Origin of the sequence: Sulfuriflexus mobilis, assembly GCF_003967195.1 — a bacterium.
Taxonomy (GTDB): domain Bacteria; phylum Pseudomonadota; class Gammaproteobacteria; order AKS1; family AKS1; genus Sulfuriflexus; species Sulfuriflexus mobilis.
On sequence record NZ_AP018725.1, the window covers coordinates 1,506,571 to 1,531,422 of the forward strand.

A 24,852-nucleotide genomic window follows, 5' to 3' on the forward strand; every position below is an offset into this window, starting at 1 on the left:
TCCCAAATCAATCCATGCCGGCCGGAACCGTATTATGGCTGATGCGCGGGGACTACAGCGGTGGTTTCAGGGTGTCCGCTCCGTGCGTGTCAGTCTGGTAACAGCCTGCTCCTATAATCTTTAGCGTCCATTGCTGCAAAGATTTAAATACCTGTATAGAAGTATAGACACTATGTGCCCGAGTGTGTTTCATCCCATACAAGTCTTAAGTGTTTGCAGGGCGCGGTCGAGTTGTTGTGTCTGGGTGTAGAAATGTGGCGAAAAACGTATCCCGCCACCTCGCAGGGCACAAATCACACCGCTTTCCATTAATTGGCCATGCAGGGCGCTGATATCGGTTACTGGCGGGCAAAAGGTAACAATGCCGGCATGTTGCCCGGGGGCCTCCGGGGTGATGATCTGCATACCCGGGATCTGCTGCAGTTGCCTGAGCAGATAATCCGTATTGGCAAGGATACGCGCCGACACGTCTTCCATACCGGTTTCAAGCAGCAGCGATAAACTAGCGTGCAGGGCGTGGATACCGAGCATATTCGGGCTACCACATTCAAAACGGCGGGCAGACCTGGCCTCTTTCCAGTCCGGGTTATCAAAGGCAAACATCTCCTCGACCATATGCCAGCCAAATTCATGGTTCTTCAGTACGTTACGCGCAGTTTCTCGACTATAAAACACCGCCAGACCCTCGGGGGCCAGTAACCATTTGTGGCCATCGGCCATGACAAAATCGGCGTGGATCGCCTCAACATCCATGGCCAGGGCACCAAGGCTCTGGATGGCATCAACACAAAACAAGGTATGTGGCCGCGCCCGGCAGGCCCTGCCCAGGCGTTCCAGATCCATACGCAGACCGGTTGCGTATTGCACAGAACTTGTCGCCAACAGCCGTGTATTGTCATCCATGGCCTCAATAAGGGCCTCTTCCGGTGTGCTCGCACGGCGAATGTCTATCTTTCTGATTTCAACGCCGTAACGCGCCAGGGACTCCCAGACGATGCGATTCGAAGGGAATTCAATATCCGGAAACACCACATTGTCACCGGGTTGCCAGTCCAGACCGTGGGCGACCATCGACAGTGCCTCGGAGGTATTTTTGACCAGGGCAATGTCATCGACGGATGCGGCATTCAGCAGGCTGACGAGCTGGCCGCGTAAGGCCAACTCAGTTTCCATCCAGCGTGGATAGTAGCGGGCACCATGGTGCAGATTTTCATCTGTGAACTGGTTGATGGCATCGGCGGTACGTTGAGGCCAGGGGGCCACTGCGGCATGGTTCAAATAGACAAGGTCATTATCGAGGGGGAATTCGTTTAGCATATTGTTATCACTTCTTATTAGGTCTTTCTTTTATAGGTTTGGCCGGGCTGCCTAGGCAAATCATGTTCTCCGGCATGTTACGGGTAACAACACTGCCGGCACCGATCACGGCACCGTCACCAATGGTCACACCTGGGAGAATGGTCACGTTAGCACCTAGCCAGCAATCCGAGCCGATTTTTACCGCTTTACGTTCAATCGTGTGCAGGGCTGCTGCACCACGCTCATTAAGGGCATGGTTAGCGGTAACAATCGTGCAATTAGCAGCAATCAGCGTATAAGGACCAATTTCAATGGGGGCCTGGGCCTGCATGACGCAATTTACGTGAATATTGACGTTATCACCGATTCTGATATTTGCCGGACGAGAGATACGCAGGCCGGGCTGGATAACGACACCTTCCCCAACCGATTCCATCTGTCCCAGGTAATAACGCACACGTTGACGTTCTAACCAGTTCAGTAGGCTATGGGCAATATTTGCTAACATAATGACTTTCTATTTGGGTTATTTATTACAAAGGCCTGTGATTATAGGTGATTTACAGCTGCACGGGAGGAAAAAGGTATTTGAGCATAGGTTACACTACTTCGCATAATGTATATTATGTTAAGTTATGCGGTTGCCAGCAACATGCATATCGGCTCCATGTGGGTAAAACAGGCGATCAAGGCGACACCTTCCTCGGCCTACTCGATGGCCAATGCCGGTCTGCATGCGCTAACGCAGCCTCACCTGCCGTGGTCACTCTCCATATACGAATCCTTCATTGAACCGGAACAGGTCGATGAGGTACTGGCAACATGGGATGTCGATGGCGGCGTCATTGCCGGTAGGAACTAAAAATCCCCCTTGATGCCAGGGATAGTCCCCTTCCATCGCCAGGAATGGCATTTTTAATTTAAAGCCTTGTCATTACGAAGACGATCTACCATGAGGTCAACAAATGCCCTGACCTTTGAAGAAGCCAGCCGGCCTTCACGATGAACAATATTAATTGGCAACGGTGCAGGTTCATATTCGGGCATGATGATTTGTAATTTTCTTTCAGCAAGCTGCGGTACTACTTGGTAAGACAACAAGCGACTAATACCAAAGCCTTCAACCGTTGCCTCGATTGCCGCATCGTTTGTTGTCACCGTAAGACGCGGATGAACTCGCAGTGGTCGCTCGCCTTTGTCAGTTTGAAAGCGCCAATGCAGAGCATCACTACTCGAACGTGAAGCAATCAATGAATGGGATAGCAGGTCATCCGGTGTGGCTGGTAAACAATTATCCTTTATATACTCTGGTGATGCGCACAGGATCAGCCTTACAAATCCCACATTGAGTGCCCGCATACTTGAATCAGGTAACTCACCGATACGGATACCGACATCAAGGCCTTCTTCCAGCAGGTTAACAACCCGATCAAGAAAAACTGCCGACACTTCTGTCCCTGGATATTGCTGCAGGTAATCAACAATGCCGGGCATAACAAACATGCGCCCAAACAAAACAGGGGCAGTAACCGCAAGATGGCCTCGTGGCTCAGCATTAATACCGGCGGCGGCTTCATCAGCTGCATCGACATCAGCAAGAATACGTCGTGCATCCTCAAGATAACGTTGACCTGCTTCAGTTACGCGAACATAGCGTGTTGTTCGGTTAAGCAGTTTTACACCGAGATGTTCTTCAAGTGTTGCCACCGCACGGGTCACCGCTGGGGGCGACATCTGCAGTCGTCTCGATGCAGCGGCAAAACCCTGCTCCTCAGCTACGGCAACATAGACAGTCATCAAATGAATGCGATTCATTATTATTCCATTAAGTGGAATATTAAATTATTGTTTATGGTTATTCTTTTTTCAAGTGGAATTTGCCAGACTTTCATCATCGCAACACACAGTGTGTTGCGAGCCATTGAAAGGAGAACATCATGAGCAGAATCAATGTGATACAGAACGACAGTGCCACCCCTGAGCAGAAAGAACTGCTGGATGCCATTAATGCACAACTTGGAATGGTACCCAACTTCCTCAAAGTCTTCGCCAATTCCCCTGCTGCATTGCGTGCATTCCTCGGCCTGTACGGTATTGCCGGTGAAGGTAGCCTGGATGCCCAGACGCGTGAGCGGATTGCCATCTCGGTCGCGCAACAGAATGCCTGCCAGTACTGCATTTCAGCGCACTCGGCCATTGGTAGCAAGGCTGGCCTGAACGGAGAAGAGATCGATGCTAACCGTGCCGGCAGTAGCCAGGATGCCCGGGCAGCCGTTGCTGTGAAGTTTGCCAACGCCCTATCAGAACACAAAGGCCAGGTGACAACGGCAGAAATCAATGAAGTGCGTGATGCCGGCTACAACGATGCCGAGATTGTTGAGATCATCACACACGTGGGTATGAACATCCTCACTAATATCCTTGGCAAGGCCAGCCAGGTTGAAATCGATTTCCCCGAAGTTGATCTCAAGTTAGCGTCCTGATTGAAAAACAGGTGCCACTACCGGCAGACGTATTCGCTGGTAGTGGCTAACAACCCACTCGACAGCCAAGCGGAACCATCATGGGACACAAGTTCGCAGAAATTGCTTTCACTCCTGCCGTTCGTGCTGTGCAACTTGCACAGGGCAGTCATGATGACTATGACGGTATGCTTGGCGGGGAAGACTTCAGTCATGTACTGGGCGACAGTGAAATGCAGTTTATCCAGCAGCGTGACAGTTTTTACATAGCCAGCATCAGTGAAAGCGGATGGCCATATATACAACACCGTGGCGGTAAATTTGGTTTTATAAAAGTTCTGGACGATAAAACCATAGGCTATGCCGACTTTCGAGGAAACCGCCAATATATCAGCACGGGTAATATACTCAATAACAACCGTGTTGCTCTGTTCCTCATGGATTACGAGAACCGTAGTCGCCTGAAAATCTTTGGCCACGCTCGGTTGGTTGATGCAAGAGAAACCGAAACCATGGAGATGTTAGAAGACCCTGACTATAGGGCACAGGTTGAACGTGGTGTGATTATAGATATTGAGGCATTTGATTGGAATTGCCCTCAACATATTACGCCTCGTTACACAGATAACTATATTAAACACCTTCTTGGGACATTCGATAATAAAAGTAAGCATACTTACTCATCAGAGCTTGGCAATGGTCCCTTGAAATTGGTTATAACCGGGGTTCGTCAACTCGCTTCAAATATACGTGCCTATGAATTACGTGACCCGGAGGGAAATGAATTACCAGAAGTCTCTGCGGGCACAAACATACGCATCCCCGTGAAGATAGATGATGGCCCAACCGTTTACCGGCACTATTCAATTTGCTCAAACCCAACTCGTACAGATATGTATGAAATTGCTGTACTTCAACAACAGGAGGGTCTCGGTGCATCAATTGCAGTTCACGCCAATTTTGATATTGGCCTGGTATTGAATTGCCAATACCCTAAAAACCACTTTGAATTACATAAGGATCATTGCCCGGCCATCTTGATCGCAGGTGGTGTTGGGATTACGGCTATCAAGCCGATGGCCCAACAATTGAAAGCGCGCGGCACAAACATACACCTTCACTACGCCGGAAAAAATCACAAAATGATGGCCTTTCGTGATCGCCTTGAGCGCGAATTTAATGACGCAATAACTATTTACAGCTCAGAAAACAACCAACATATGGATATAGAAAACATCATCGGAACTTCAGCTGAAGATGCAGTAATTTATGCCTGCGGTCCAACTCGTCTGCTTGATGATGTTATAGCAACTGCTGCAAAACTACACATTAATCCGCAACGTATACGTATTGAACGTTTTAAAAACTTACCCCGGGAAAATAGTAAACCCATTATTGTTAAGTTGCGCCGTTCTAACTTGGAGATTTATGTAAATAACACTGAAACCATACTGGATGCCATGCTCAAGGCCGGTGTTGATTCCCCCTATAACTGCCGAACAGGTGCCTGCAAATCGTGTGTAGTTCGAGTCATTGATGGAGAGCCGGAACACCATGACACGGTCTTAAGCAAAGAAGAACGAGAACAATTTATATGCCCCTGTGTGTCAAGGGCAAGAACTAACCATCTCGTACTTGATGTTTAACCGCCAAATTATCATGTGCACCTTAACCAACAGAGACTGATGCTATGAAAAAAAGTGGGCTTCTCAACATTCAAAAACTATTTAGTCGTGGCGAACCTGCAAAACCTGTTGCCGTCATTATTATGGCAGGGCTAGGTGGCATGCTGGCCATCGCAATTGTCAGTTGGCTTGGTAATGTATCAGCAAGGGCATTATTAATGGCACCCTTTGGAGCCACCTGTGTGTTACTGTTTTCGGTGCCTGATAGTCCATTGTCACAACCTGCCAACGTAATTGGTGGCCATCTTATTTCAACAACTATTGGCTTGCTGGCTTATAGCCTGTTGCCCGTCGAATGGTGGAGTCTTGGACTCGCTGTAGGTTTGGCGATTTCTGCCATGGCAGCATTGCGCATTACCCACCCACCAGCAGGTGCCGACCCGCTAGTGGTTATGCTGGTTGGGCAATCATGGGGTTACCTGTTATTCCCTGTCGCCATTGGTAGCACAATATTAGTCATCATTGCAATGTTATATCGTAAGCTCGCACATAGCGATAACAGTTGACAACACGATCCGCCACTTGTGCCAGGAATGGTCTCACTCCCTTCATTCGCCATGGATGGCGTTTTTTATACGAGACCGCGTTCCTTATACGTATGGGTTACAATAAACAGTTAAGAAATATATAAGGATGAGATCGTCTACTTGTTTGTCTCTCTGTAGCGCCCATTTCTCTAAATGCCATTTGATGTGTCATTGGCCACCCGGAGAGCGTGATTTGTCAACCTCGCCGCCGGGATGAGTTTTACGTTCACGCGGATCAGCCGGCAAACAAAATGTAAAGCATGCCCCACCCTGCACCCTGTTGGAGGCCTCTATACGCCCCCCGTGCCCACCTTCTATAATTTCCTTGCATATGGCCAGGCCTAACCCTGTTCCTCCGGCATTGGTCTCTGTCTTAGTGCTTTGAAGAAACGGATTGAATATCTTTTCCGTTTCTCCCTCAGGTATCCCGATCCCTTGGTCGCAGACACTGACTACTCCACCGCCAACATCCGATCCGGACACATTGATTTCGATTGTGCTGTTTGGCGGACTGTAGCGTATCGCATTACAAAGCACGTTTCTGGTAACTTGCATAAGCTTGCTCCCGTCCATAACAAGGCTAGTATTCCGCCCACCCTCTTCTACAACGATTGTAATGCCGCTTTCTTCCGCCAGCGCCTGATACTCACATACAACCTTACGCACCAACGGCAACAGTTCACCCTTTTCGTAATTATAGACCATGCGTCCAGCGCGCAATTTGGACAGGTCCAGCAAGTCCGTCACGAGCTTTAACAATTCACCCCCGCTATCATATATCTCGGTAAAGAACTCTTGCAGTTTGTCAGGATTTTCTGTGTGGCTTTTCTTCATGCCAAAGCGCGCAAAGCTCAAAATGCCGTGCAGCGGTGTTCTAAGCTCATGGGACATATTCGCCAAAAATCTTGACATGGCCCGCTCTGCCGCAAGCGCATTGTCCCTGGCGACAATCAGATCGCGTGTCTGCTCATCGACCAGCTCTTGCAGGTGATCTTTATATTGGACCAGCTCCCGCTGCACTTTCTCGCGCTCATCGATTTCTTGCTGCAACGTCTGCTTTTGCTGCAACAAACGCGTTGCGCGCTCTTCCAGGACTGACATCATTTTATTAAAAGCGCGGCCCATATTGATGGTCTCTCGCGGCCCACCGATCCCGGCCCTGACCCCTTCTTCGCCTTTTTCAGCGCGCCGCATAAGGTCTGACAGTGAGTTTAAGGGCTTTATCAGCCTGGATGTCACCAGCAAGAGCGCGCCAAGCATAAGCAGCGCGAACAGAAATGTGGTGACAACATTATTTATAAAAATATTATGACGCAGCGCATATATCCCCTCTTTTTTCATTTCGACATGGACATACCCTATATACTCAGACGCCTGATCGTCCGCTGGGTACATCTCATCGTCAGCCCGGTCGCCCTTTTCTATGAATACGGGCGCGATAAAATGCCAGGCGCCTTCTGTCTCATGAGACAGCCCCACAGCGTGGCCAGGACTTGCATGACTATAACGTGGGTGCCACTCCGGAGTGGCGCCTTGCTGAAGCAACGGCTGGTGATTTCTATCATATACAGCAACATGAGAGACCCACGGGATACCCACCGTTGCAATAGCCGCCTCTTTTGCGTTATCGCCAATGCCATACAATAAAGAAACAACGCTTTGCCTGGCAAAGCCTTTCGTGATGTGCTCACCTTGGCCTATAAACGTATCGATCGCGCTACGACTGGCCTGCCAACTGTTTGCGAGCGCAACCACAACGGCGAAAAACATAAATGCCAACGTAAACATAGCCGTGAGTCGCCGCCGGTATCCCCATTTTCTAGTATGCTTTATCATATGCACTCCACAGAGGGCCTGCCGACATCACGGGAACAGGAACTCAATTTCCTGCCGCAGTTGCGCGGGCAGATGCAAGCCGAGTCGTTTGACGGTGCGGCTGTTAACTAACGGGGTGCCACCTGTTTGTGGCGTTATTCGATTATTGGCATCGCCTTGTCGCAAGGCGGGTGGGCGTGATAAGAAGGGAACGGCCACCTCGGCGATACGGCGACCGATATCGACGGGCTTGGAGTAAACGGTTAATAACGCGCCTCGTTGTACGTCGGAGGCGCGGTTTGAGAGTACGACGCCACGGTTTCGCCATGCGTTTTCCAGGATGGAATGAAAAATCGGCTGTGCGGGGCGCTCCAGCAACCACAGCGCATGGTTCCTATGCTGGCTCGTTTCGAAGAAGCTACGGTAGAATAGCGCCGCGGCACGCGCGTCTTCGGCATGCACGGAGGTCAGTGTGAAGCCATGACGAGAGGCGGCGCGCTCGGCCAGGCGGATCAACCATTCGAGTTCGTCCGTCGTGTAGACGACCGAGACGTCGGTGATGTGTGGCGCCAACGCTCGGAGCCATGAGAAGAGAGACTCTGGCGAGGGATAGATACTGACACCCGCAACGTATCGTAACTCACCGGAAGGATGCGTAATGGCACCGATAATCAGTCGCTTTTGGTTGATATCGCGGGCGACCTGCGTGGCGCGCCGCCCCAAGGCAATAACCAGTGGCTCAGATTGTTCGGCCAACCATGACTGCAGCGCTATTGTGTCAACATTTTTTTCGAGTGGCCGGGCAACCACGGCGTCGCCGAGTCGCTCTTTTATGCCCTCGATGATTTGTACGAAGGTGGCTCGTTGTACATTCTCGGGGTAGAGCACAACTACTCGGGGCGCCTCAGCGTAGCCCAATGAGGCAACGCCAGCCAACAGCAGCAGCATCAGCAGCTGAGAAATGAACGTTCTAGAGAGGTTTGGCATCCTTTGCCTATCCCTCAGTTACCAGTGAACCTTTGCACCGAGGTAAAACCAACGGCCGGCAAGCGGTATATCTTTAGGGATCGCTGAAAAGGACGGTTCACGAACATCCGCATCAAACACGTTGCGTACTGACAGTGTCAAGTTCCAGGGGTCTGCGGAGCGGTGGATGGTAAAATCAACCGTCGCATAGTCGTCAATGTCCTGGCGCGGGTCATCCGCCCGGCGCGTGCGCCCACCCACCCAATTCGCTTGCGCATTGACATCCCAAAGATGGTTCGCCTTCCATTCAATACGGCCGTATGCCTGGTGGCGAGGGGCGTTACCAACTTCAGTTTCGACACCGACGGTGTCGGCACGCTGGTAGGCATAATTGCCGAGCAGACGCAGGCGCGGTGTCGGGCGCCACTCGATCTCGACCTCGCCCCCATGCCCATGCTGACTCCCTGCGTTGATGGCAGTAGTCGACGAATCCACGTTGGGCAAAAATCGAATAATATCGTCCATCTCGTAGTAGAAAAGATTCAGCCGGGTATTCAGGTCAAAGCGTGGTCGATAATCGACGGCAACCTCGATGGTATCGATGGTCTCCGGATCAAGATCGGGATTGCCCACAGAGATGGGGTTGTTGATATTGTACAGCTCTTGAAACGAGGGAGGCCGAAAGGCGCGACCGTACAGGAACTTGCTGGTGAGATTGTAGTTCATTTCCCAAATGAGTGCGAGGCGTGGATTGACCGTAGTGCCGAAATCCGAATACTCATCATAACGCAACCCCGCAGTCAGCGTCCAGTCGGTGGCGAATTGCCACTCATCCTGGAGAAAGGCGTAGCGAATCCAGCGATCCTGCGGGCGCATAAACACGAGCGCTTCATTATCGCTTACGTCGACGAGACTTCCCAATGGGGTGATGTTGTTATCTGTATTGATAAAGAAATTCTTCGTCTCCCCTATTTTGTAAAGGTCGCCATAGTGGAACCCAGTGCCGAGGCGCAGTTGATGTGAGCGAGCGCCCGTATACAAGGCAGTAAGTTCAGTGCGAGTATGGCGTTCGTATTGAGATGGGTTGCCAATGACCCCGTCGGCGAAGGCATTATTAAAGGCCCCCGGGGGAAACAGCATCAATTCAAATCGCGTTTCCAAGTCGTAGTAACTCAACTGACCGGTGAACAGCCAATCGCGCCCCACATCAAACTTATAGCTGATGTCTGCGTTGAAGCGACGACTCTCAATCCTCCCGCCGGGGTCCAGCGCCTGCGCGACACCAACACCGGTGCCGATACGTCGATACTGGTAGCCTGCACGCAGCGTCCAGGCATCACGCGACAACTCCAGCCGACTGTCCAGTCGGTCGGCCCAGTCATTAATGGACCCGGGCGCGAGTGATGCCGTGGTTCCAAGGGCGCTGTCGATTTCGGTCTGCAGATCGGCATCAACGGTCCTGGCCGCGCCATCAACACCCTCGACCTGCATCGAAAATCCGACATCCCAACCGCCCCACTGGCTACCATGCAATAACCATCCGGCGCGCGTGTTGAAGGAACCGCCGCGCACGCCAAACTCAGTCCCTTGTATCTCTTGTGCTGATTTCGTGATGATATTAATCACACCGGCAAATGCATCTGCACCATAAACCGCTGAGCCGGGTCCTCGGATAACCTCTACCCGTGATATAGCCTTGACAGGCATGCCACCCCAACCGAGGCCCAGGTTGCCCGTGTAAAAATTGGTTAGGGGGATGCCGTTGAGCAGCACTAATATTTGAGGTTGGAATTCCGAGTTGATGCCACGAATGGAATAGATAGGGTAGTAGCCCCCCCCTGCCGTCGATACATGAAGGCCAGGTACGGTCTCTAGCACCTCACCGAGGTCGGTTGCGCCAATGGCCTCAATGTCCTGCGCAGTGATGACAGTGGCCGCTGCGGGCGCGCGGTAGAGCGGTTGCGGCGTACCTGTGGCAATACTGACCCGAGGGTATTCTAATTCAAGGGCTTCCTCGTCGGTATACTCTGCACTCAGCGCGGGCATGTAAGATAATGTTAAAAACGGCAGAAGAAGAAAGGTTATTGCATATCGCATTCTGTATTCCCGCATTATTCCTACTGGAAGAAGATCTTCATGATCCCTCACTGTATCGGCATGCGGGTAGCGTTCTTGAATGCTTAGCGCAGCGGCTTCTGTCCCCACGCGCCAATGAAGGAAAAATCCATCAGCCAGTGATTAGGCGTCGCACGCGCGCGGAGGAACTCGTCAAGCTCCTCTTTAGACACCAAGCCAGTCGCGCACAAGGTATCGGTTAAGTGCGTCACGGTCATGGAATGCACGGTCGCCATGGGTGAATCCCCAGGCGTAATAGAGACGATACCCTCGGCCTGCACGTTTTCTAGCCCCAGTTTTTGGAAATGGCTCGGCAGTTCGCGTCCGATATAGGGGTGTCCGCCCGCAGCCGTGATCGCCGCACGCATCGCTGAGAACGTATTGTCAATGGCGGGCTCGGTGCGCTGCATCGAACCCGACGGCGTGAAATCAGGCTCCTCAAGGAGCAGCCATCCCCCGGGTTTAAGCGCATGCACCATATGCTGCAGTGCAGCGCGGTACTTGGGTACATGAAGTAACACAAAGCGTGCGTGCACCAGGTCAAATCGCTCGTGGCCAATCCCTTCCTCGGCAATATCCAATCGTTCAACTTTAACGTTATCCGCTCGCAGTGGCTCCAGAAAGCGCGTGTCCAGATCTACCGCAACGACGGTCCCGCCTAACCCCACTTGCTTGGCCATCCATCGCGTTATCGATCCTCCTCCGGCGCCCACCTCCAGGCATTGCCACCCGTGGGCGATGCCCACCCGCTTGAGACGCGCAATCGTGATCGGGTCGTATTCCGCTTCGAGACACTCTAGACGTTTGGACTCGTCGTGATCCTGGATGTCGGACAATAAGTAACGCTCGGCACATTCTGTCATTCTTCACCTCGTAAGACGTTTATTCTTGAGTTAATCGGAGGAACTTCGTCGGGATCGATACAAACATCCAGCAACGTCGGTCCGGCACGCTGAAAAATCGCGTCAAAATCGATAGCGTCCAAATCGTCATGCGTCACAATGCGATAAGCTTCAGCGCCCATCCCCTTCGCCACTGCGCAAAAGTCAACCGCCGGCAAATCAAAGGCGATCTGTTCGGCGCCTGCCAAACGCTGTCCATGCTTGACCATCCCAAGCGCTTGATCGTTAAGGACAACAAATATGACGGGAAGCGCTTCAGCCACCGCGACTGTCAATTCCTGTCCGTTCATCAATACACTTCCGTCTCCGGTGATACACACCACGTGGGCATGCCGATTACTCAGCGCAACCCCGATGGCATTACCGATTGCCCATCCCATAGACGCAAACCGTGTACTGGTTCTGTACCAGCCTGGCTCAGGCTTGCTTTTACCGGATTCGCTGCGTGGGTGCAGATAATGCACCGACCAGGCGATGCTATTGCCGACATCGGCCAGGTATCTGGTCCCGGGCGAGCAGCGGCTGGCAAGCGTCAGCATGAGACGACGGGCGCTTATCTTTGCTGTGTTAGCACCGACCACCTCGTCCCGGACGAAATCAGGCAGGACAGGTGATGCTAATTGAGGGCTCTCAAATTGGCTGTTGTCACGATGAGCGCCCTTAATGCCGTGTGTCTCAGTTTCGGCTCTCCTTATAAGATACTCGAACACCTTGCGTATATCACCGTGTACGTGCATATGCGCCATAGGTGAATTGGCGAGATGCTGACGCGAGCGATCGATATGAATGAGACGTTTATTTAGTAATGCTTCGCGATCCCAGCCTGCGGTGTCCCATTCTGAGAAGTCGGTGCCGGCTGCTAAAATAAATTCTGCGTCTGGATTACTTAATGCTTCCTGTGCGCTCTGATGTCCGGCAAACCCCGCGACACCTTTGTAGAGCGGGTGAAACGGATCGATAAGGCCCTTTCCGCCTGGTGTGGTCACCACTGGCGCCCCTACCAATTCGGCAAACTTCAATATGTTTGGCATGCAGTTGACGCATGCGTCACCGACCAATATCACATAATTGCGTGTGTGGCATACTGCGTTCCAGAGCTCTCTGACCACATCTGTATCGATAAGGGATGCCTGTTCGGTCAACTTATATAAATCACAGGAGAGTTTACGTATCGGCAGTTGGGTTCGCAATACATCTGGCGGGATGCTTATGTGTACGGGGCCCGGTGTCTCGCTGTACGCCGCCATTATTGCCGCCACCAGTTTATCCTCCAACTGCGTTATGTCTGTGACAACGGCGTTATATCGGGTGATATGAGAAAAGAGCCCCAGAGTATCAACGCCATTAGTCGAGGAATCCTGAAATGGGATGCGTCCACGAGAAACCATTGGAGTCTGTGCTGTGATTACAAGCATCGGAACCTCTTCCTGATAAGCGGATGCTACTCCCGTTAGAATGTTTGTAGCACCAGGGCCTGTCGTGGTGCAACACACGCCAAGTCTACCGGTGGCATCTGCATAGCCCTGCGCCATAAACGCAGCACCGGTTTCATGTCGCGACACCACAGGGCGAGGGCCGCCGCGGCGTGCGCTTCTTGATAACGCATTATAAAGCGGCTCAATTGCACCGCCAGGCACGCCGAAGACATACTCAACACCCATTTTCTCGAGGTAAAGACATAGCAGATCGCCAAGCTCATATGCTGCATCCTGTAATATCGGAACATGTTTTTCGAGTAAGTAGATGTTGTCTTCTGAAATTGGTGGTACTGTTGCCATTAGCATGCCCTGCCTGAATTTTTGTTCAAAATCATTGTGACTTTTACAATGCATCAATTCTGTGACGTAGTACACTGGAAAAAAACCATAATATAAAAGTGAAAATATATGGGGGTAAACAGCACTCTGTGCAGTTTCATTTGCCGTAAATATGCGTAGACGAATGATATGCAATCATTAATATGGACCGGGCATATTTGAGGCGTAAATCGCCAGTATTCCCTCCTTCCGTTAATCAATTCTTTAATGGAAGGACCTTAGCTTGCATCATCGAGTAATTCATTGCGCATGACTGTAACACTGGTCGGCGCGCCAAGCCTTTACTGTTAATGTTACGTATTTCCTTGTCAGTGCCCCTACATCTGGTCATCTAATTTAGGCATTTCTGTGAACATAAATATTATTTAGATAGATCTGAGTATTCCAGATATTATTTTAGTGATTTTTGTTGACTGCGCGGGCCTAACGTGATGGGTCGATGATTTGTTAATAAGGCCTATTCATTCAGAATAAACAGGGGCACTTGCCCTGCTAACGTTTGCCTTTGTTAATGTTGGTATGGCGTGTTTGTATTTATGAACATGGTGCACCCCTTAAGACCAGGTTGAATGCATACTTTGGGAGTTATATACACTCAAACGCCAGTTTATCCCAAGGGGTACATAATCATCGATAAGACCCTCTGTAAATAAGGATCTTATTTATATCTCTTTAAACCGATTAAATAATCATCTAACAACCAATAGCGTTTTTCAATTAACATAAGTGGAATTCGACGTTTGTGGCCCATGGGCTTAATGCCATTTATATAATTCTGTTCAGAGACAGTTACGGCATCACCATAGCTATTAATGTCAACAACGACGGCGACATGTCCCGTCCCCCGGTATTTCTCACTATAAATAACCAGGTCGCCAACCATCGGCGGGTGCGGCGAACCATTTAAGAGATTTTCAAGAGGGATCCTGGTGCTATCAGAAATTCGGCTGTAAAAATTAATCTTATCCCAAATATCTGCTGCAATATTGACATCCTCAAAGGTAAGCCCCCTTTTTCTACACAACCAGTCCCGGGCATGCCCAACACATTCAGTTTTTGCTCTGCGGTCATTGATGTCTTTCATGATTCTGCCGGGAGTGCCGTACTGAATCCCACAAATTGTTTATTTCAGGAGTTGATATGCAAGGGTCAATGTTGCCCCTAAGCCAACGAACCATACAAAAGTCCTTAAAACCGGTACCTTGAAATAATAAAGTGGCGCATAGAGGAGCCGCGCCCAGAAATAGGTGGCAGCGGCCAGGATTGTTACATCATTACTCATTCCCGTAATATGGACGGCTATGGCCATAGGTGCGAACAAGGCAATACCTTCAAATGCATTCATGTGTGCACGATAGGCCCTGTGTGCCCATTCATCATCAAATGGATTATCACCAGGTAGTGGCCGGAGAAACGCTTGCCACAGGCCGCCAAGCTTATTCACTCTGTAGACGGCATAAGGTATGACCATCGCCGCCGTCAAAACGACATTCCAGGTTAGCCAATAAATTTCGTCGGACATAAATAACTCCTAAATAAGTTTTATATATTTGCCTTTATACCTGCGTGGGCATGGATAGTGCGTATTACGACCCAGCCTTACCCTGGCCTGTAGAGGTAAACTAATATATGCAGATAAGCTTGCATATAGAATTAACTGCATACACACTATGCATATATGCATACCTTGGATTGGGACAATATTCGTTATTTTCTGGCAGTCGTTCATGCTGGCTCCGTCAGCCGTGCTTCTGAACAACTGGGTGTAAACCAGACAACGGTCTCTCGTCGCATCTCTGCGATGGAGTTACATTTAGGAAAAAAGCTTTTTGAACGATCCGGAAGTGGTTTTCTTATTACACCGGTTGCGGAACGACTTATTGCTTCAGCAGAAAGGATGGCAGAAGAAACCAGCACAATCGAACGTCACGTCATGGCAGATAGCCACGAACTCAGTGGCGAATTACGCATAACGGTCGCTGATACGTGCACGCAACATTTGGTTGTTCCGGCAATTCAGACGTTTACCCGGCAATATCCTGAAGTCGACCTCCAGGTTATCGCAACACGAGATATACTTGACCTTACCGCACGCGAGGCCGACATTGCACTACGCTCGACCGATGAGCCGCCTCCCAATATGGTAGGCAAGCGGGTTGCCCAATTAGCCTACGCGATATATGGCACAGAAGAGCTAATGGAGCGTGTACAGGCCAGTAGTAATATTGAGGATATCCCCTGTATCACCTGGCTAGGCGATGGGCATAGTCGTCCGGCCTGGATAGAAAAAAGCTTTGCAAAGACCCGGCGCATTTACCGAAGTACTGAATTGGGTCTTATGCATCAAATGGCGCGCCAGGGTATTGGTATGGCACAGATGCCATGCGCGCTTTGTGACCCGGACCCTCTCTTACATCGTATTCCATGTCGTTACGTCGAACCTGGTTGGGGGTTATGGGTACTGTCTCATGTAGACTTGCGAACAACCGCCCGTGTTCGAATATTCAGGGATTTCCTTGTTGAGGAACTTGAAAAGAAAAAAGACCTGATTGAAGGCAGGTCTGTTTAGGCCAGCTTAGAGATCCTTTAAGGCCTTTATAATCTCAGAGGTTGCCATGCGTTGTTTGTAATCGGTATCAGCGTGCATTGCACGTACAATGCCGCTTTTATCGATGACAAAACTACCTGGGACAGGCAATACCGTACGCCCGGGGCCATTATAGGCCGCGATGTCCAGGCCATGTTTCAGATAGACCTCGTTGAGTTCCGGGTCCAGCTCGTAATAAAGCCTGAAGGCTTTCATTACCTTGCTGTCGAGGTCACTTAATACCTCAAAAGAATAATCATCTTTCCTGATCTGTTGGGCTGAGCGATCGGGTTTTTGTGGTGTAATGGTAATCAACTGTGCCGCGTAGCGGACAAACTCGGGTTGTGCCTTTTTCAGCTCATGCAGGTGCAGGTTACAAAACGGGCACCAGGCACCGCGATAAAATACCAGCACTACCGGGCCTTTCTTGAGCTCCTTATATAAGGATACCGGCATACCAAAGGCATTCGGCAAGGTAAAGTCAGGGGCCTTCTCCCCTACCCTTAGACCCGGCGCCGGCATTTTTTCTGCCAGTGAGCTTGCAGAGCGTTGCATGATCGCCCTGTCTTCAGCTGAAAATTTTGAGCTGCCCTTTTTTGTCTGCGTGGCGCCCGCCGTCTCACCAGCCTGTATAAACCCGGCTATCAGGTATAAAAATAACAGCAAGGTCGTTTTGATAAAGCTATTCATTTGAGATTCCTCCCTGATTCGCTCGAAGTATATTATCCATACCAAGGCATAATGCCAATAATCATTAGTAAGTACTTATATACTCAGCATTAGCGTTTAATTATAGTTTTTATCGCATGAGAGCACGATAACTGGGGGTTAATATTTGCATTTTATTTCAGTACGTTACAGGAAATTCCTCCATTAACAACACAAAACAACAATATCGCTAAAGTTTCACCGATTCGAACCGAAATAGTTTATACAGCCACTCGGATATATCCGGGCAGACTGCTAAACAGGTTACCGGCTGCATGGTCAGCCGGGCTTTTAAATCCGGTATCAACGAGCAAGATAGGATGAGAATGATGAAAAAAATAATCACACTTATGATAACAGCGTTCTGTTTACATATCAGCCTGCCAGCATTTGCAGAAATAAAGGTCGGCGTAATGGCACCTCGTGGTGCATTAAAGACCATGAAGCAATGGGGTGAGCTTGGCACTTATCTGCAATCATCCGTTGGTAGCGAAGTAAAAATCGTACCCTTAAAGGCTAATGAAACCGTGGATGCCGTATTAAATGGTGCAGTTGACTATATGCTGACGAACCCGGTATTGACGGTCATCATGGAAAAGAAACAGGCTGGTACACCGATTGCGACGCTGAATCGTAAATCAGGCAGTCAATTTGCCGGTGTGATTATTGCAAAAAAAGGTAGTGGCATCACTAAAGGAACCGACCTCAAAGGCAAGAAGGTAATGGCTTTCAAATTCAGACGCTCGGCTGCCGCCTACGTATTTCAGGTTAAGCACCTGATTGATCAGGGTATTGACCCGCATAAAGACTTTGCATCCTTTAAAGAAGCCAAAAAACAGGACGACATAGTGCTTGCCGTGAAGGCCGGCCTGGTCGATGCCGGTTTTATTAAATCGGGTCTTCTTGAAACCATGGCAAAAGAAGGCAAAATCAATATGGATGATTTTGAGATTGTCGATAAGCAGACTGATAGCCTGAAACATGTACATAGCACCATTCTCTATCCGGAGTGGTACATGTCGGCCTCAGTTAAAGCAGATGCCGCCACAACTGCAAAACTGAAAGTCGCCCTGCTTAAATTAAATGCCGGCGACAAAGCCAGTCAATCTGCAGGCATCGTCGGCTTTGCTGATGCATTAAGCCTGAACAATCTCGATGCAACATTAAAATCCCTGAAACTGCCACCTTACGAATAACAGTGGCGGGTCTTATTTCAGGGTTTATTATTTGACTGCGAAATGAAAAATGGAGAGGTATGGCATGTCAGACACAACTACAACAACAAATGGGTTAAACCCGTTAAAGTGGCTTGCTCACCTGGATGTTACTAGCAAATTTATTGTTGCTATGCTGGTCGGGATGAGTTTGCTGGCGGTCCTGAGTGAGGTCATATTGGTTAAGCAACAAGAAAAGTCATTTAACCAATTATTAACCTCTTCAGATAATATCGTTGCAAAAATGTTTGAGGCCCAGAGTGAAAAATCAAAAGACGGGCTAAAAACAAAGGCTGAGAATCTTTCTGTGTTGCTCGCTGCGATAGCGCCAGCAGCTATCGCAGAGTTCGAACTCAGTGCACTATCTGACTATGCCAATGTGGTGCATAAGGATAAAGACATTTCATATGTCGCGATACTAGGCAATGACGGCTCCCCGTTGGCAACAACGGGCAGTAAAAGTGGATTAGGCAATAATCAATTTGTTAAATCCAAGGTAATGTCAGAAGACCTGGAACTCGGCAGCGTTGTTATTGGTTACAACTTCGACAAGTTAAATACCGATTTATCTGAGGTTAGACAAAAAAGCGAGAGTGATCGGGCCGCCATGCAGGCGGCAAAGGATGATTCTCTGAATACTGCAACTTTCATATTAATTATTGCACTTGGTGTAATGATTATCGCGACCATTGGTATGGTTATCATGCTATTCAAATGGATCGTTGCGCAGCGTTTGTGTCTGCTGGAGAAGAATCTTCGCGCCATCTCGGAAGGTGAAGGTGACTTAAGGCGTCGCCTTGAAGTGAAGGGAAATGACGGCATTGATCGTTTGGGTAAATACTTTAATCTTTTTGTTGAGAAGATTCATACAGCTATTACGCGCGTGAATGATGCATCGATTCAACTCTCGGCCGCATCTCAACAGATGGCCTCTATCACGGATGAGTCAGCGCGGGCGATTGCCGAACAGCAATCTGAAACAACTCAGGTTGCTACAGCAATTAATGAAATGGCAGTAACGGTTGTTGAGGTGGCAAAGAATGCCTCCGAAGCCGCTACCGCTGCTCATGCTGCTGATACAGAAGCCTCCAGTGGCAAAAACGTGGTTAACAGCTCTGTTGCATCAATTCAGCAACTGGCTGATGATATAGAAAATGTGGCCCAAGTCATTTTACAACTCAAAAATGATAGCATCAGCATCGGTTCTGTACTTGACGTCATTCAGGGCATTTCTGAACAAACAAATTTACTCGCGCTGAATGCGGCTATTGAGGCAGCTCGCGCCGGTGAACAGGGGCGCGGTTTTGCTGTGGTCTCGGATGAAGTCCGCACGCTGGCAAAGCGTACCCAGGAATCGACTGCCGAGATTCAGGCCATGATTGAACAGGTGCAGAATGGGGCTGAAAAGGCGGTAACGGCTATGGAGGCGAGTCGTCAACAGGCACAGGCCAGTGTTGAAAAGGCCATTGAGTCAGGTAATTCATTCGAGACGATTACGGCGGCGATTGCAACCATCAATGATATGAACTCCCATATTGCCAGTGCGGCGGAAGAACAAAGTGCAGTAGCGGAAGAAATTAACAAAAATATTAGCAAAATCAGTCAAATCGCTGAAAGTACAGCTGAAGGTGCCGGGAAAACAGATATTTCCAGTACTGAATTATCCAGCCTGTCTTCTGAACTTTCGACATTGATGACGCAGTTCAAAATATAGAAATTCGCGGATTCAATGTGCCGGCGCAAATCAATTTATAGTCCTGGCATATTGAATTCGCGTTATTTCATACACGGATTATCAACAGGTATTATGAAAGAAACTAAAGAACTTGACTTAATAATAACGTAACCGATACACCAATATTCAAGGCCCAGGAAGTTGCCAGGCAACCCACGAGAAAGGCGAACATTAATAGTGTAAGCACAAGAGCATCATAGGCATACATGAATTTTGACAGTCGTTTACCCGTCAGACCTTGCAATAACATCATTTCTACCCCCGATTTTTATTTGATAACACATATTTTTCTATACTTACTGCATACCTATAAGTAACAGCAATTGCAGTATTTTAGAACTTAAAAATAAATTTCCTCATGCTTCCTTCTTGAGGCGATCATATATGGCTGCAGTATGATGGATCGATTTTTTGTTAGTGGACTGCTGCTGTCGAATATAGGATTCGATGGCAAGTACAGCAACTGCCCTGCTTATGAAGGGGCCGTGATCAATCCCTTCACGCGTATTGAAGTACCAGCTGTTATTTATCGTGAATAAGCGCTGTGATCGAAATGCTGTTGTCTGTCTCTCACCATCGCGCAGTACTGTGTCCCATTTCATCGCAGTGTTCATATTCTTTCCCTCTTGGTTACGTTTTGTATAGCCCATATGCTTACACTCTCATCAATACCTGTGCTTGATCGTCTTTTGTCTTCGGCTCGGTTTTCTCCAGCAATCTCTCAAGACCCTTCTGATGACAATCCGGGCACACATTATGATCTTCATGGGTTACGACCCAACCAAGCTTGCTGGCTTCATGAATAGGCCCTTCATACCACGCGCGTCCGTCACTGATGCGGCGGCCAAAATGGTCGGCATTATGTATGCTGCGTATGGCCTGGGGGTTGCAGACATCACAGAAGATAAATGTACGAATACTCATGACATCACCCGCCTGTATGTAATTTATACTGGAACACTTCAATTTTGTGTTCGCCTCAAGTTGAATACAGTCTAGGCTCCGTTACAAAAATATGATGTGAGTTTTGCCACGTTGGCGGCCAATAATTGGCGCATGAAATCAGAACAGATAGTCTGCAGAGTGGTATCGCAGGGGTAAATACCAGAAACCCATTACAAGTTGTTGTTAGTATTATTGTTTTTTAGCACATTTGAGACACAGGTTACGCCCGTCGTCGGTACTGACCCAGCCCAGTTTTGCTGCCTGATGGGCATGTCCCTCAAACCAGGCCGGTTGTCTGGCGGTGTTTTGTTCGTCTGCCCTACGATGGGCCCGTGGATTACATTTACCGCAAAAAACGAATGTTCGGGTGGTCATAATGAAAATCTGCTTCTAGTGAACGTAAAGTAATAGACTTGTATAAGAACAAGATATCTCGCCGGCTATCAGCAATATGTGAGTTTTCTCACACGGGGGAGGAAATTGGCTAGCGTGAAGATTTCAGGGAGAAACCCGGAGGCTTTCTGAAGCCGGCTGTAAAGCGCCGGTTTTATTTATGAATAAGAGGAGATTTCACACATTCAGAACGACTTCTGTAGCCGCGGGTTCCACTTTTTTTTCGTCCAGTAACCTTTCCAGGCCCTTGGTATGACACCTTGGACACAGATTATGCCCCTCGCTGGTGCAGACCCAGCCGTTTTCGCTGGCCTCCTGTGGATCGCCCTCGAACCATGCGCGGCCATCTGCATAACGTCGCCCATACTGAGAACCGTTATCAATGGCACGGTTCCCCTGAGGGTTGCAGACATCACAGAAAATGAAAGTGCGTATGGCCATGTTCAATTCTATGCAACATGCACGCCATTTATTAGCATTTGCTTATATTTCTGATAAGTCTTTATTTATATTGTTTATTTATGGATACGGTACGATTAGCCGGGATGGTGATTGTCTCAGCATAGTGCATGGCTCTGGTGTCATGCACTATCCGAGGTATTGAGTGTAGACATCAGGCACACCTGAGTAGCGGTATCGCGTGGTGCGGGGTTTGAACATGTGTTTCAGCCAATATTTCCCCCAACCCCCTGGCATGGCACTTCGGACACAGGTGATGCCCTTCAGCGTTACTGACCCAGCCGCATTCACTTGCCTCACAGATATCGCCCTCGTACCAGGTACGACCATCATCGTTGCGGCGGCCATATTGGAAACCGTCGTTGATGGTACGGATCCCCTGGGGGTTACAGGCATCACAGAAAATAAAGCTACGTATGGCCATGGTCTCTCACCTCCCGTTTCTGAACGGATGTGTTGAATAAAAACGCATCAAATCTTCAAATATTGAGACCAGAGTAGCCTGATACAGCGCGGAATGATGTGAGAATTCGCACGACCAGAGTCATAGCAGGCGGATAGTTCTATCCTGAACGCATAGAAGGTTATGGCAGCGGCCAGCGGGTACGTATATTATGGAGTGGTCAGAGAAACACTGGCACAAATATAGAACATGGTCGATACGGATTATCCCTCTGAACCTGAACGGATGCCGACTGGATAAACAGTACTTATACTTATAGAAGATACTGCTTTGAGGATGACATCAAGATGACGGATATTGTAAAGGTATCTCCAGCCATGATCGGTACGATCGAGGTATTTCGGCAACTGTCGCAGCAACAACGCGAATCACTGAGTCCCCTCTTGAAAGCCCGAAAATATCTAGCCAATGAACACATTATTTCACGAGGCGATGACTCGAAAGATGTCTTTTTTATCGTCAGCGGTATGGTCAGAGTGACCAGCTATACGGCTGGAGGCAAAGAAGTGTCTTTCCGGGATATGTCAGCGGGCCAGATGTTTGGTGAACTTTCAGCCATTGACGGCCAATCACGGTCTGCGGATGTGCTGGCCCTGACAGAGTCCGTACTGGTAGTGACGCCACCTGATACTTTCATGAGAATTTTACGTGACTACCCTGATGTGACCGAATTAATACTGCGACAGTTAACCAGGCTGGTCCGCAGTTTGGGCGATCGTGTTATTGAATTCAGTGCCCTGTCTGTAAAGAGCAGAATCCATGCCGAAATATTAAGACTCGCAAAAAAGAATATTCTGGATGATAACAGCGCAGAAATAGTACCTGCCCCGACGCATCTCGATATTGCGAATCGTATCAGTACACATAGAGAGGCGGTATCAAGGGAGTTCAGCGAACTATCCAGGAGTGGAATTCTACAGCGCGCAGACGGAAAGTTAATCATCTATGATATGGCACGATTGGAAGGTCTTCTCGATGAAGTAAAAAGTGGGCCTTAAATGTCCGTGTTAACACAGGCAGAGCGATATCCAGAAAGGTAAAGGTGATTTAAGGTGTTATCTTGATTTTATAACACACAGATTATCAATAAATGTTCAGGGCTGGCTCGCAGGCAACTTCACCCAGAACAGGCTACCCTCCCCGTGCACGCTTTTAACACCTATTTCTCCGTTCATACGATGCAGGAGCTGCTGGCTAAGGCTCAGGCCAATACCGGTGCCATCAACATTATTTACGGTATCGAGCCGGTGAAATGGTTTGAACAATTCCTCAATGTCAGTGGCTTTTATGCCTATACCCGTGTCACGGACCTCAATACAGACATTGCTACCATCGACACTTGAGTCCAGCGTTACGCTGCCGTTAACTCGATTGAACTTGATTGCATTACCTAAAAGATTTATCAAGACCTCCTTTAAACGTAGCGGATCAGCGAACACATGGTGCGATGCTTTGATATTGTTAATGATGGTAATGCCCTTTTTCTGGGCCATTTTTTCGACAAACGACAGACTTTCTTTTGTGCACTCTAAGACACTGACATCTTCAAGCGTCACGGTAAATTCGCCTTGTTCCAGATAAGAAAGATCCAGGACTTTATTAATCAAACCTAGCAAATGATCGCCGGCAACCATGATTTCTTTTACATGTTTGTCCTGTTCCCTGCTTAATGGGTTTTTCGTATCTATTTGTAATATTTGTGAGAAACCCAAGATTGCATTCAGTGGCGTGCGCAATTCGTGACTCATGCTTGAAAGAAAACGTGATTTTGCCTCGTTAGCCCGTTCCGCCAATATCATGGCCTCACGAATGGCAATGGCATCATGATGACTCTTGTAACTCAACTCAATATTTTGGCGTGTGTTTCTGTACATCCTCAATGAGCTGGCCAAGATTGTCAGGTAAAATAAGATAGTCAATATAAATAACAGAAAGGCATACTGGTGTTGTTCAGAATAAAATTGTATGGCCACTGGTGCAAGTATAATACTGATATAGCCAATACCCGTTATGCGCAGATAAGAAAGGGTAGTGATACTTCCCGCAGCCATGCCGGCTGTAATAATTGCTAATAATGCCTGGCCGATAATATTGTTATGGGGAAACAGGTAGATCATCGCCCCGCCCCAGATACTCGCATTGATTAACGTGGTAACGACAAATGCCTGTAACCAGAATAATGCACCAGAGTTAGTACTTCGTGCATAAGCCATGGCAAAGCCAGAGCGCACGATGGCGATAACAATCATCATTGTCATCCAGACGATTACATGGCTGTGCTGGATAAATGGCCATTCGATATAAGAGAGTAAGCCAGCATTGAACAGGGTCATGACAACACTAAACGGTATCGCGGTATATAAAAGCCGAGTCTGTTCACGTTGAATAGACACGCGCATATCATCGTCATCGTTCTGTATTTTTGTGGTGGCAGTGTTCACAACAATTCTTACCAGTGTTATCCTGTAGAGCGTCGGTTTAATATAAGGCAGAGTCCCGTCCGCGCTTTATTGCTACAGTAAATGCACAGGTAGAAATGGCCTGGCCGTATACCGCTATCCGTCACCACAAGGCCTCCGCCTTGTTGTATAAGTATTGAATACTGCTCCAGACTACCGACAGGATGCGTTCAATAAATTGTCCTGTTGGGTGTTGAGAGTAAGTGGCATGTGCTTAACGACACTCCCACACTTTCTAATTCTCAATGATAAAACCGGGCAAGAATAGCGCAGAGTGCACATAATGGCTATTCAGTCCCCT

General features: G+C 48.7%; 24 protein-coding genes. 8 read left to right on the forward strand and 16 right to left on the reverse strand.

What is annotated here, in order from left to right; all coding sequences use genetic code 11:
• Nucleotides 1-189: 189 nt before the first annotated feature.
• Both EL386_RS07530 and EL386_RS07535 read right to left on the reverse strand, forming a co-directional pair.
• Nucleotides 190-1,317, reverse strand: coding sequence for an aminotransferase class V-fold PLP-dependent enzyme (locus EL386_RS07530; protein ID WP_126454937.1), 1,128 nt, complete (start codon nt 1,315-1,317; stop codon nt 190-192).
• Nucleotides 1,318-1,324: 7 nt separating this feature from the next.
• Nucleotides 1,325-1,807 carry an acyltransferase gene (locus EL386_RS07535; RefSeq protein ID WP_126454939.1) on the reverse strand — a complete coding sequence of 161 codons (483 nt, stop codon included), beginning with the start codon at nt 1,805-1,807 and terminating at the stop codon, nt 1,325-1,327.
• A gap of 108 nt (nt 1,808-1,915) precedes the next feature.
• Between EL386_RS07535 and EL386_RS07540 the strand changes: the two genes are divergently transcribed.
• Nucleotides 1,916-2,161 carry a hypothetical protein gene (locus EL386_RS07540; protein ID WP_232020264.1) on the forward strand — a complete coding sequence of 82 codons (246 nt, stop codon included), beginning with the start codon at nt 1,916-1,918 and terminating at the stop codon, nt 2,159-2,161.
• A gap of 53 nt (nt 2,162-2,214) precedes the next feature.
• Here EL386_RS07540 and EL386_RS07545 read toward each other — a convergent pair whose 3' ends face one another.
• The gene (locus tag EL386_RS07545) at nt 2,215-3,114 is read right to left on the reverse strand and encodes a LysR family transcriptional regulator (protein WP_126454941.1); all 900 of its coding nucleotides are present in this window, start codon (nt 3,112-3,114) and stop codon (nt 2,215-2,217) included.
• A 122-nt stretch (nt 3,115-3,236) separates the two neighbouring features.
• On the opposite strand from EL386_RS07545, the gene EL386_RS07550 reads away from it, so the two are divergent.
• From EL386_RS07550 to EL386_RS07560, 3 genes are all read left to right on the forward strand, one after another.
• Nucleotides 3,237-3,782 (forward strand): carboxymuconolactone decarboxylase family protein, encoded by a 546-nt coding sequence (locus EL386_RS07550; RefSeq protein ID WP_126454943.1) that lies wholly within the window; start codon nt 3,237-3,239, stop codon nt 3,780-3,782.
• Between the two features lie 80 nt (nt 3,783-3,862).
• A complete protein-coding gene (locus EL386_RS07555; RefSeq protein ID WP_126454945.1) occupies nt 3,863-5,407 on the forward strand; it encodes a 2Fe-2S iron-sulfur cluster-binding protein in 1,545 nt (514 codons plus the stop codon).
• Nucleotides 5,408-5,451: 44 nt separating this feature from the next.
• The gene (locus EL386_RS07560) at nt 5,452-5,952 is read left to right on the forward strand and encodes an HPP family protein (RefSeq protein WP_126454947.1); all 501 of its coding nucleotides are present in this window, start codon (nt 5,452-5,454) and stop codon (nt 5,950-5,952) included.
• 189 nt (nt 5,953-6,141) lie between these two features.
• On the opposite strand, the gene EL386_RS07565 is transcribed toward EL386_RS07560, so the two are convergent.
• From EL386_RS07565 to EL386_RS07595, 7 genes are all read right to left on the reverse strand, one after another.
• Nucleotides 6,142-7,761, reverse strand: coding sequence for a sensor histidine kinase (locus EL386_RS07565; RefSeq protein ID WP_172597658.1), 1,620 nt, complete (start codon nt 7,759-7,761; stop codon nt 6,142-6,144).
• Between the two features lie 75 nt (nt 7,762-7,836).
• Entirely contained in the window at nt 7,837-8,775 is a 939-nt protein-coding gene (locus tag EL386_RS07570) for a type 1 periplasmic-binding domain-containing protein (RefSeq protein ID WP_126454951.1), read from the reverse strand.
• 18 nt (nt 8,776-8,793) lie between these two features.
• Nucleotides 8,794-10,851 (reverse strand): TonB-dependent receptor plug domain-containing protein, encoded by a 2,058-nt coding sequence (locus EL386_RS07575; protein ID WP_126454953.1) that lies wholly within the window; start codon nt 10,849-10,851, stop codon nt 8,794-8,796.
• Nucleotides 10,852-10,934: 83 nt separating this feature from the next.
• The gene (locus tag EL386_RS07580; protein ID WP_126454955.1) at nt 10,935-11,732 is read right to left on the reverse strand and encodes a class I SAM-dependent methyltransferase; all 798 of its coding nucleotides are present in this window, start codon (nt 11,730-11,732) and stop codon (nt 10,935-10,937) included.
• Complete coding sequence (locus EL386_RS07585) at nt 11,729-13,723, reverse strand: thiamine pyrophosphate-binding protein (protein WP_232020265.1); 1,995 nt, start codon at nt 13,721-13,723, stop codon at nt 11,729-11,731. Before EL386_RS07585 ends, EL386_RS07580 begins: the two co-directional genes overlap by 4 nt.
• A 523-nt stretch (nt 13,724-14,246) precedes the next feature.
• Nucleotides 14,247-14,672 carry a CHAP domain-containing protein gene (locus tag EL386_RS07590; RefSeq protein WP_126454959.1) on the reverse strand — a complete coding sequence of 142 codons (426 nt, stop codon included), beginning with the start codon at nt 14,670-14,672 and terminating at the stop codon, nt 14,247-14,249.
• Nucleotides 14,673-14,711: 39 nt separating this feature from the next.
• Complete coding sequence (locus EL386_RS07595; protein WP_126454961.1) at nt 14,712-15,110, reverse strand: MAPEG family protein; 399 nt, start codon at nt 15,108-15,110, stop codon at nt 14,712-14,714.
• A gap of 156 nt (nt 15,111-15,266) precedes the next feature.
• Between EL386_RS07595 and EL386_RS07600 the strand changes: the two genes are divergently transcribed.
• Nucleotides 15,267-16,157, forward strand: coding sequence for a LysR family transcriptional regulator (locus EL386_RS07600; protein WP_126454963.1), 891 nt, complete (start codon nt 15,267-15,269; stop codon nt 16,155-16,157).
• Between the two features lie 6 nt (nt 16,158-16,163).
• Here the strand turns inward: EL386_RS07600 and EL386_RS07605 are convergent, their stop codons facing one another.
• Nucleotides 16,164-16,865 carry a peroxiredoxin-like family protein gene (locus tag EL386_RS07605; RefSeq protein ID WP_126454965.1) on the reverse strand — a complete coding sequence of 234 codons (702 nt, stop codon included), beginning with the start codon at nt 16,863-16,865 and terminating at the stop codon, nt 16,164-16,166.
• A gap of 344 nt (nt 16,866-17,209) precedes the next feature.
• On the opposite strand from EL386_RS07605, the gene EL386_RS07610 reads away from it, so the two are divergent.
• Nucleotides 17,210-18,079, forward strand: coding sequence for a phosphate/phosphite/phosphonate ABC transporter substrate-binding protein (locus EL386_RS07610; protein ID WP_172597659.1), 870 nt, complete (start codon nt 17,210-17,212; stop codon nt 18,077-18,079).
• A gap of 64 nt (nt 18,080-18,143) precedes the next feature.
• Nucleotides 18,144-19,811 (forward strand): methyl-accepting chemotaxis protein, encoded by a 1,668-nt coding sequence (locus tag EL386_RS07615; protein ID WP_172597660.1) that lies wholly within the window; start codon nt 18,144-18,146, stop codon nt 19,809-19,811.
• Nucleotides 19,812-20,188: 377 nt separating this feature from the next.
• On the opposite strand, the gene EL386_RS07620 is transcribed toward EL386_RS07615, so the two are convergent.
• The 4 genes from EL386_RS07620 to EL386_RS07635 form a co-directional block, all read right to left on the reverse strand.
• Complete coding sequence (locus tag EL386_RS07620) at nt 20,189-20,482, reverse strand: DUF6316 family protein (protein WP_197722173.1); 294 nt, start codon at nt 20,480-20,482, stop codon at nt 20,189-20,191.
• 4 nt (nt 20,483-20,486) lie between these two features.
• Nucleotides 20,487-20,756, reverse strand: a complete 270-nt coding sequence (locus EL386_RS07625; protein WP_126454971.1) for a hypothetical protein — start codon at nt 20,754-20,756, stop codon at nt 20,487-20,489.
• A 591-nt stretch (nt 20,757-21,347) separates the two neighbouring features.
• Nucleotides 21,348-21,611, reverse strand: coding sequence for a hypothetical protein (locus EL386_RS07630; RefSeq protein WP_126454973.1), 264 nt, complete (start codon nt 21,609-21,611; stop codon nt 21,348-21,350).
• A gap of 172 nt (nt 21,612-21,783) precedes the next feature.
• A complete protein-coding gene (locus EL386_RS07635) occupies nt 21,784-22,053 on the reverse strand; it encodes a hypothetical protein (RefSeq protein WP_126454975.1) in 270 nt (89 codons plus the stop codon).
• A 326-nt stretch (nt 22,054-22,379) separates the two neighbouring features.
• On the opposite strand from EL386_RS07635, the gene EL386_RS07640 reads away from it, so the two are divergent.
• On the forward strand, nt 22,380-23,090 hold the full coding sequence (locus tag EL386_RS07640; RefSeq protein ID WP_126454977.1) for a Crp/Fnr family transcriptional regulator: 711 nt from the start codon (nt 22,380-22,382) through the stop codon (nt 23,088-23,090).
• Nucleotides 23,091-23,186: 96 nt separating this feature from the next.
• Here EL386_RS07640 and EL386_RS07645 read toward each other — a convergent pair whose 3' ends face one another.
• On the reverse strand, nt 23,187-24,533 hold the full coding sequence (locus EL386_RS07645; protein ID WP_126454979.1) for a sensor histidine kinase: 1,347 nt from the start codon (nt 24,531-24,533) through the stop codon (nt 23,187-23,189).
• Nucleotides 24,534-24,852: the final 319 nt, after the last annotated feature.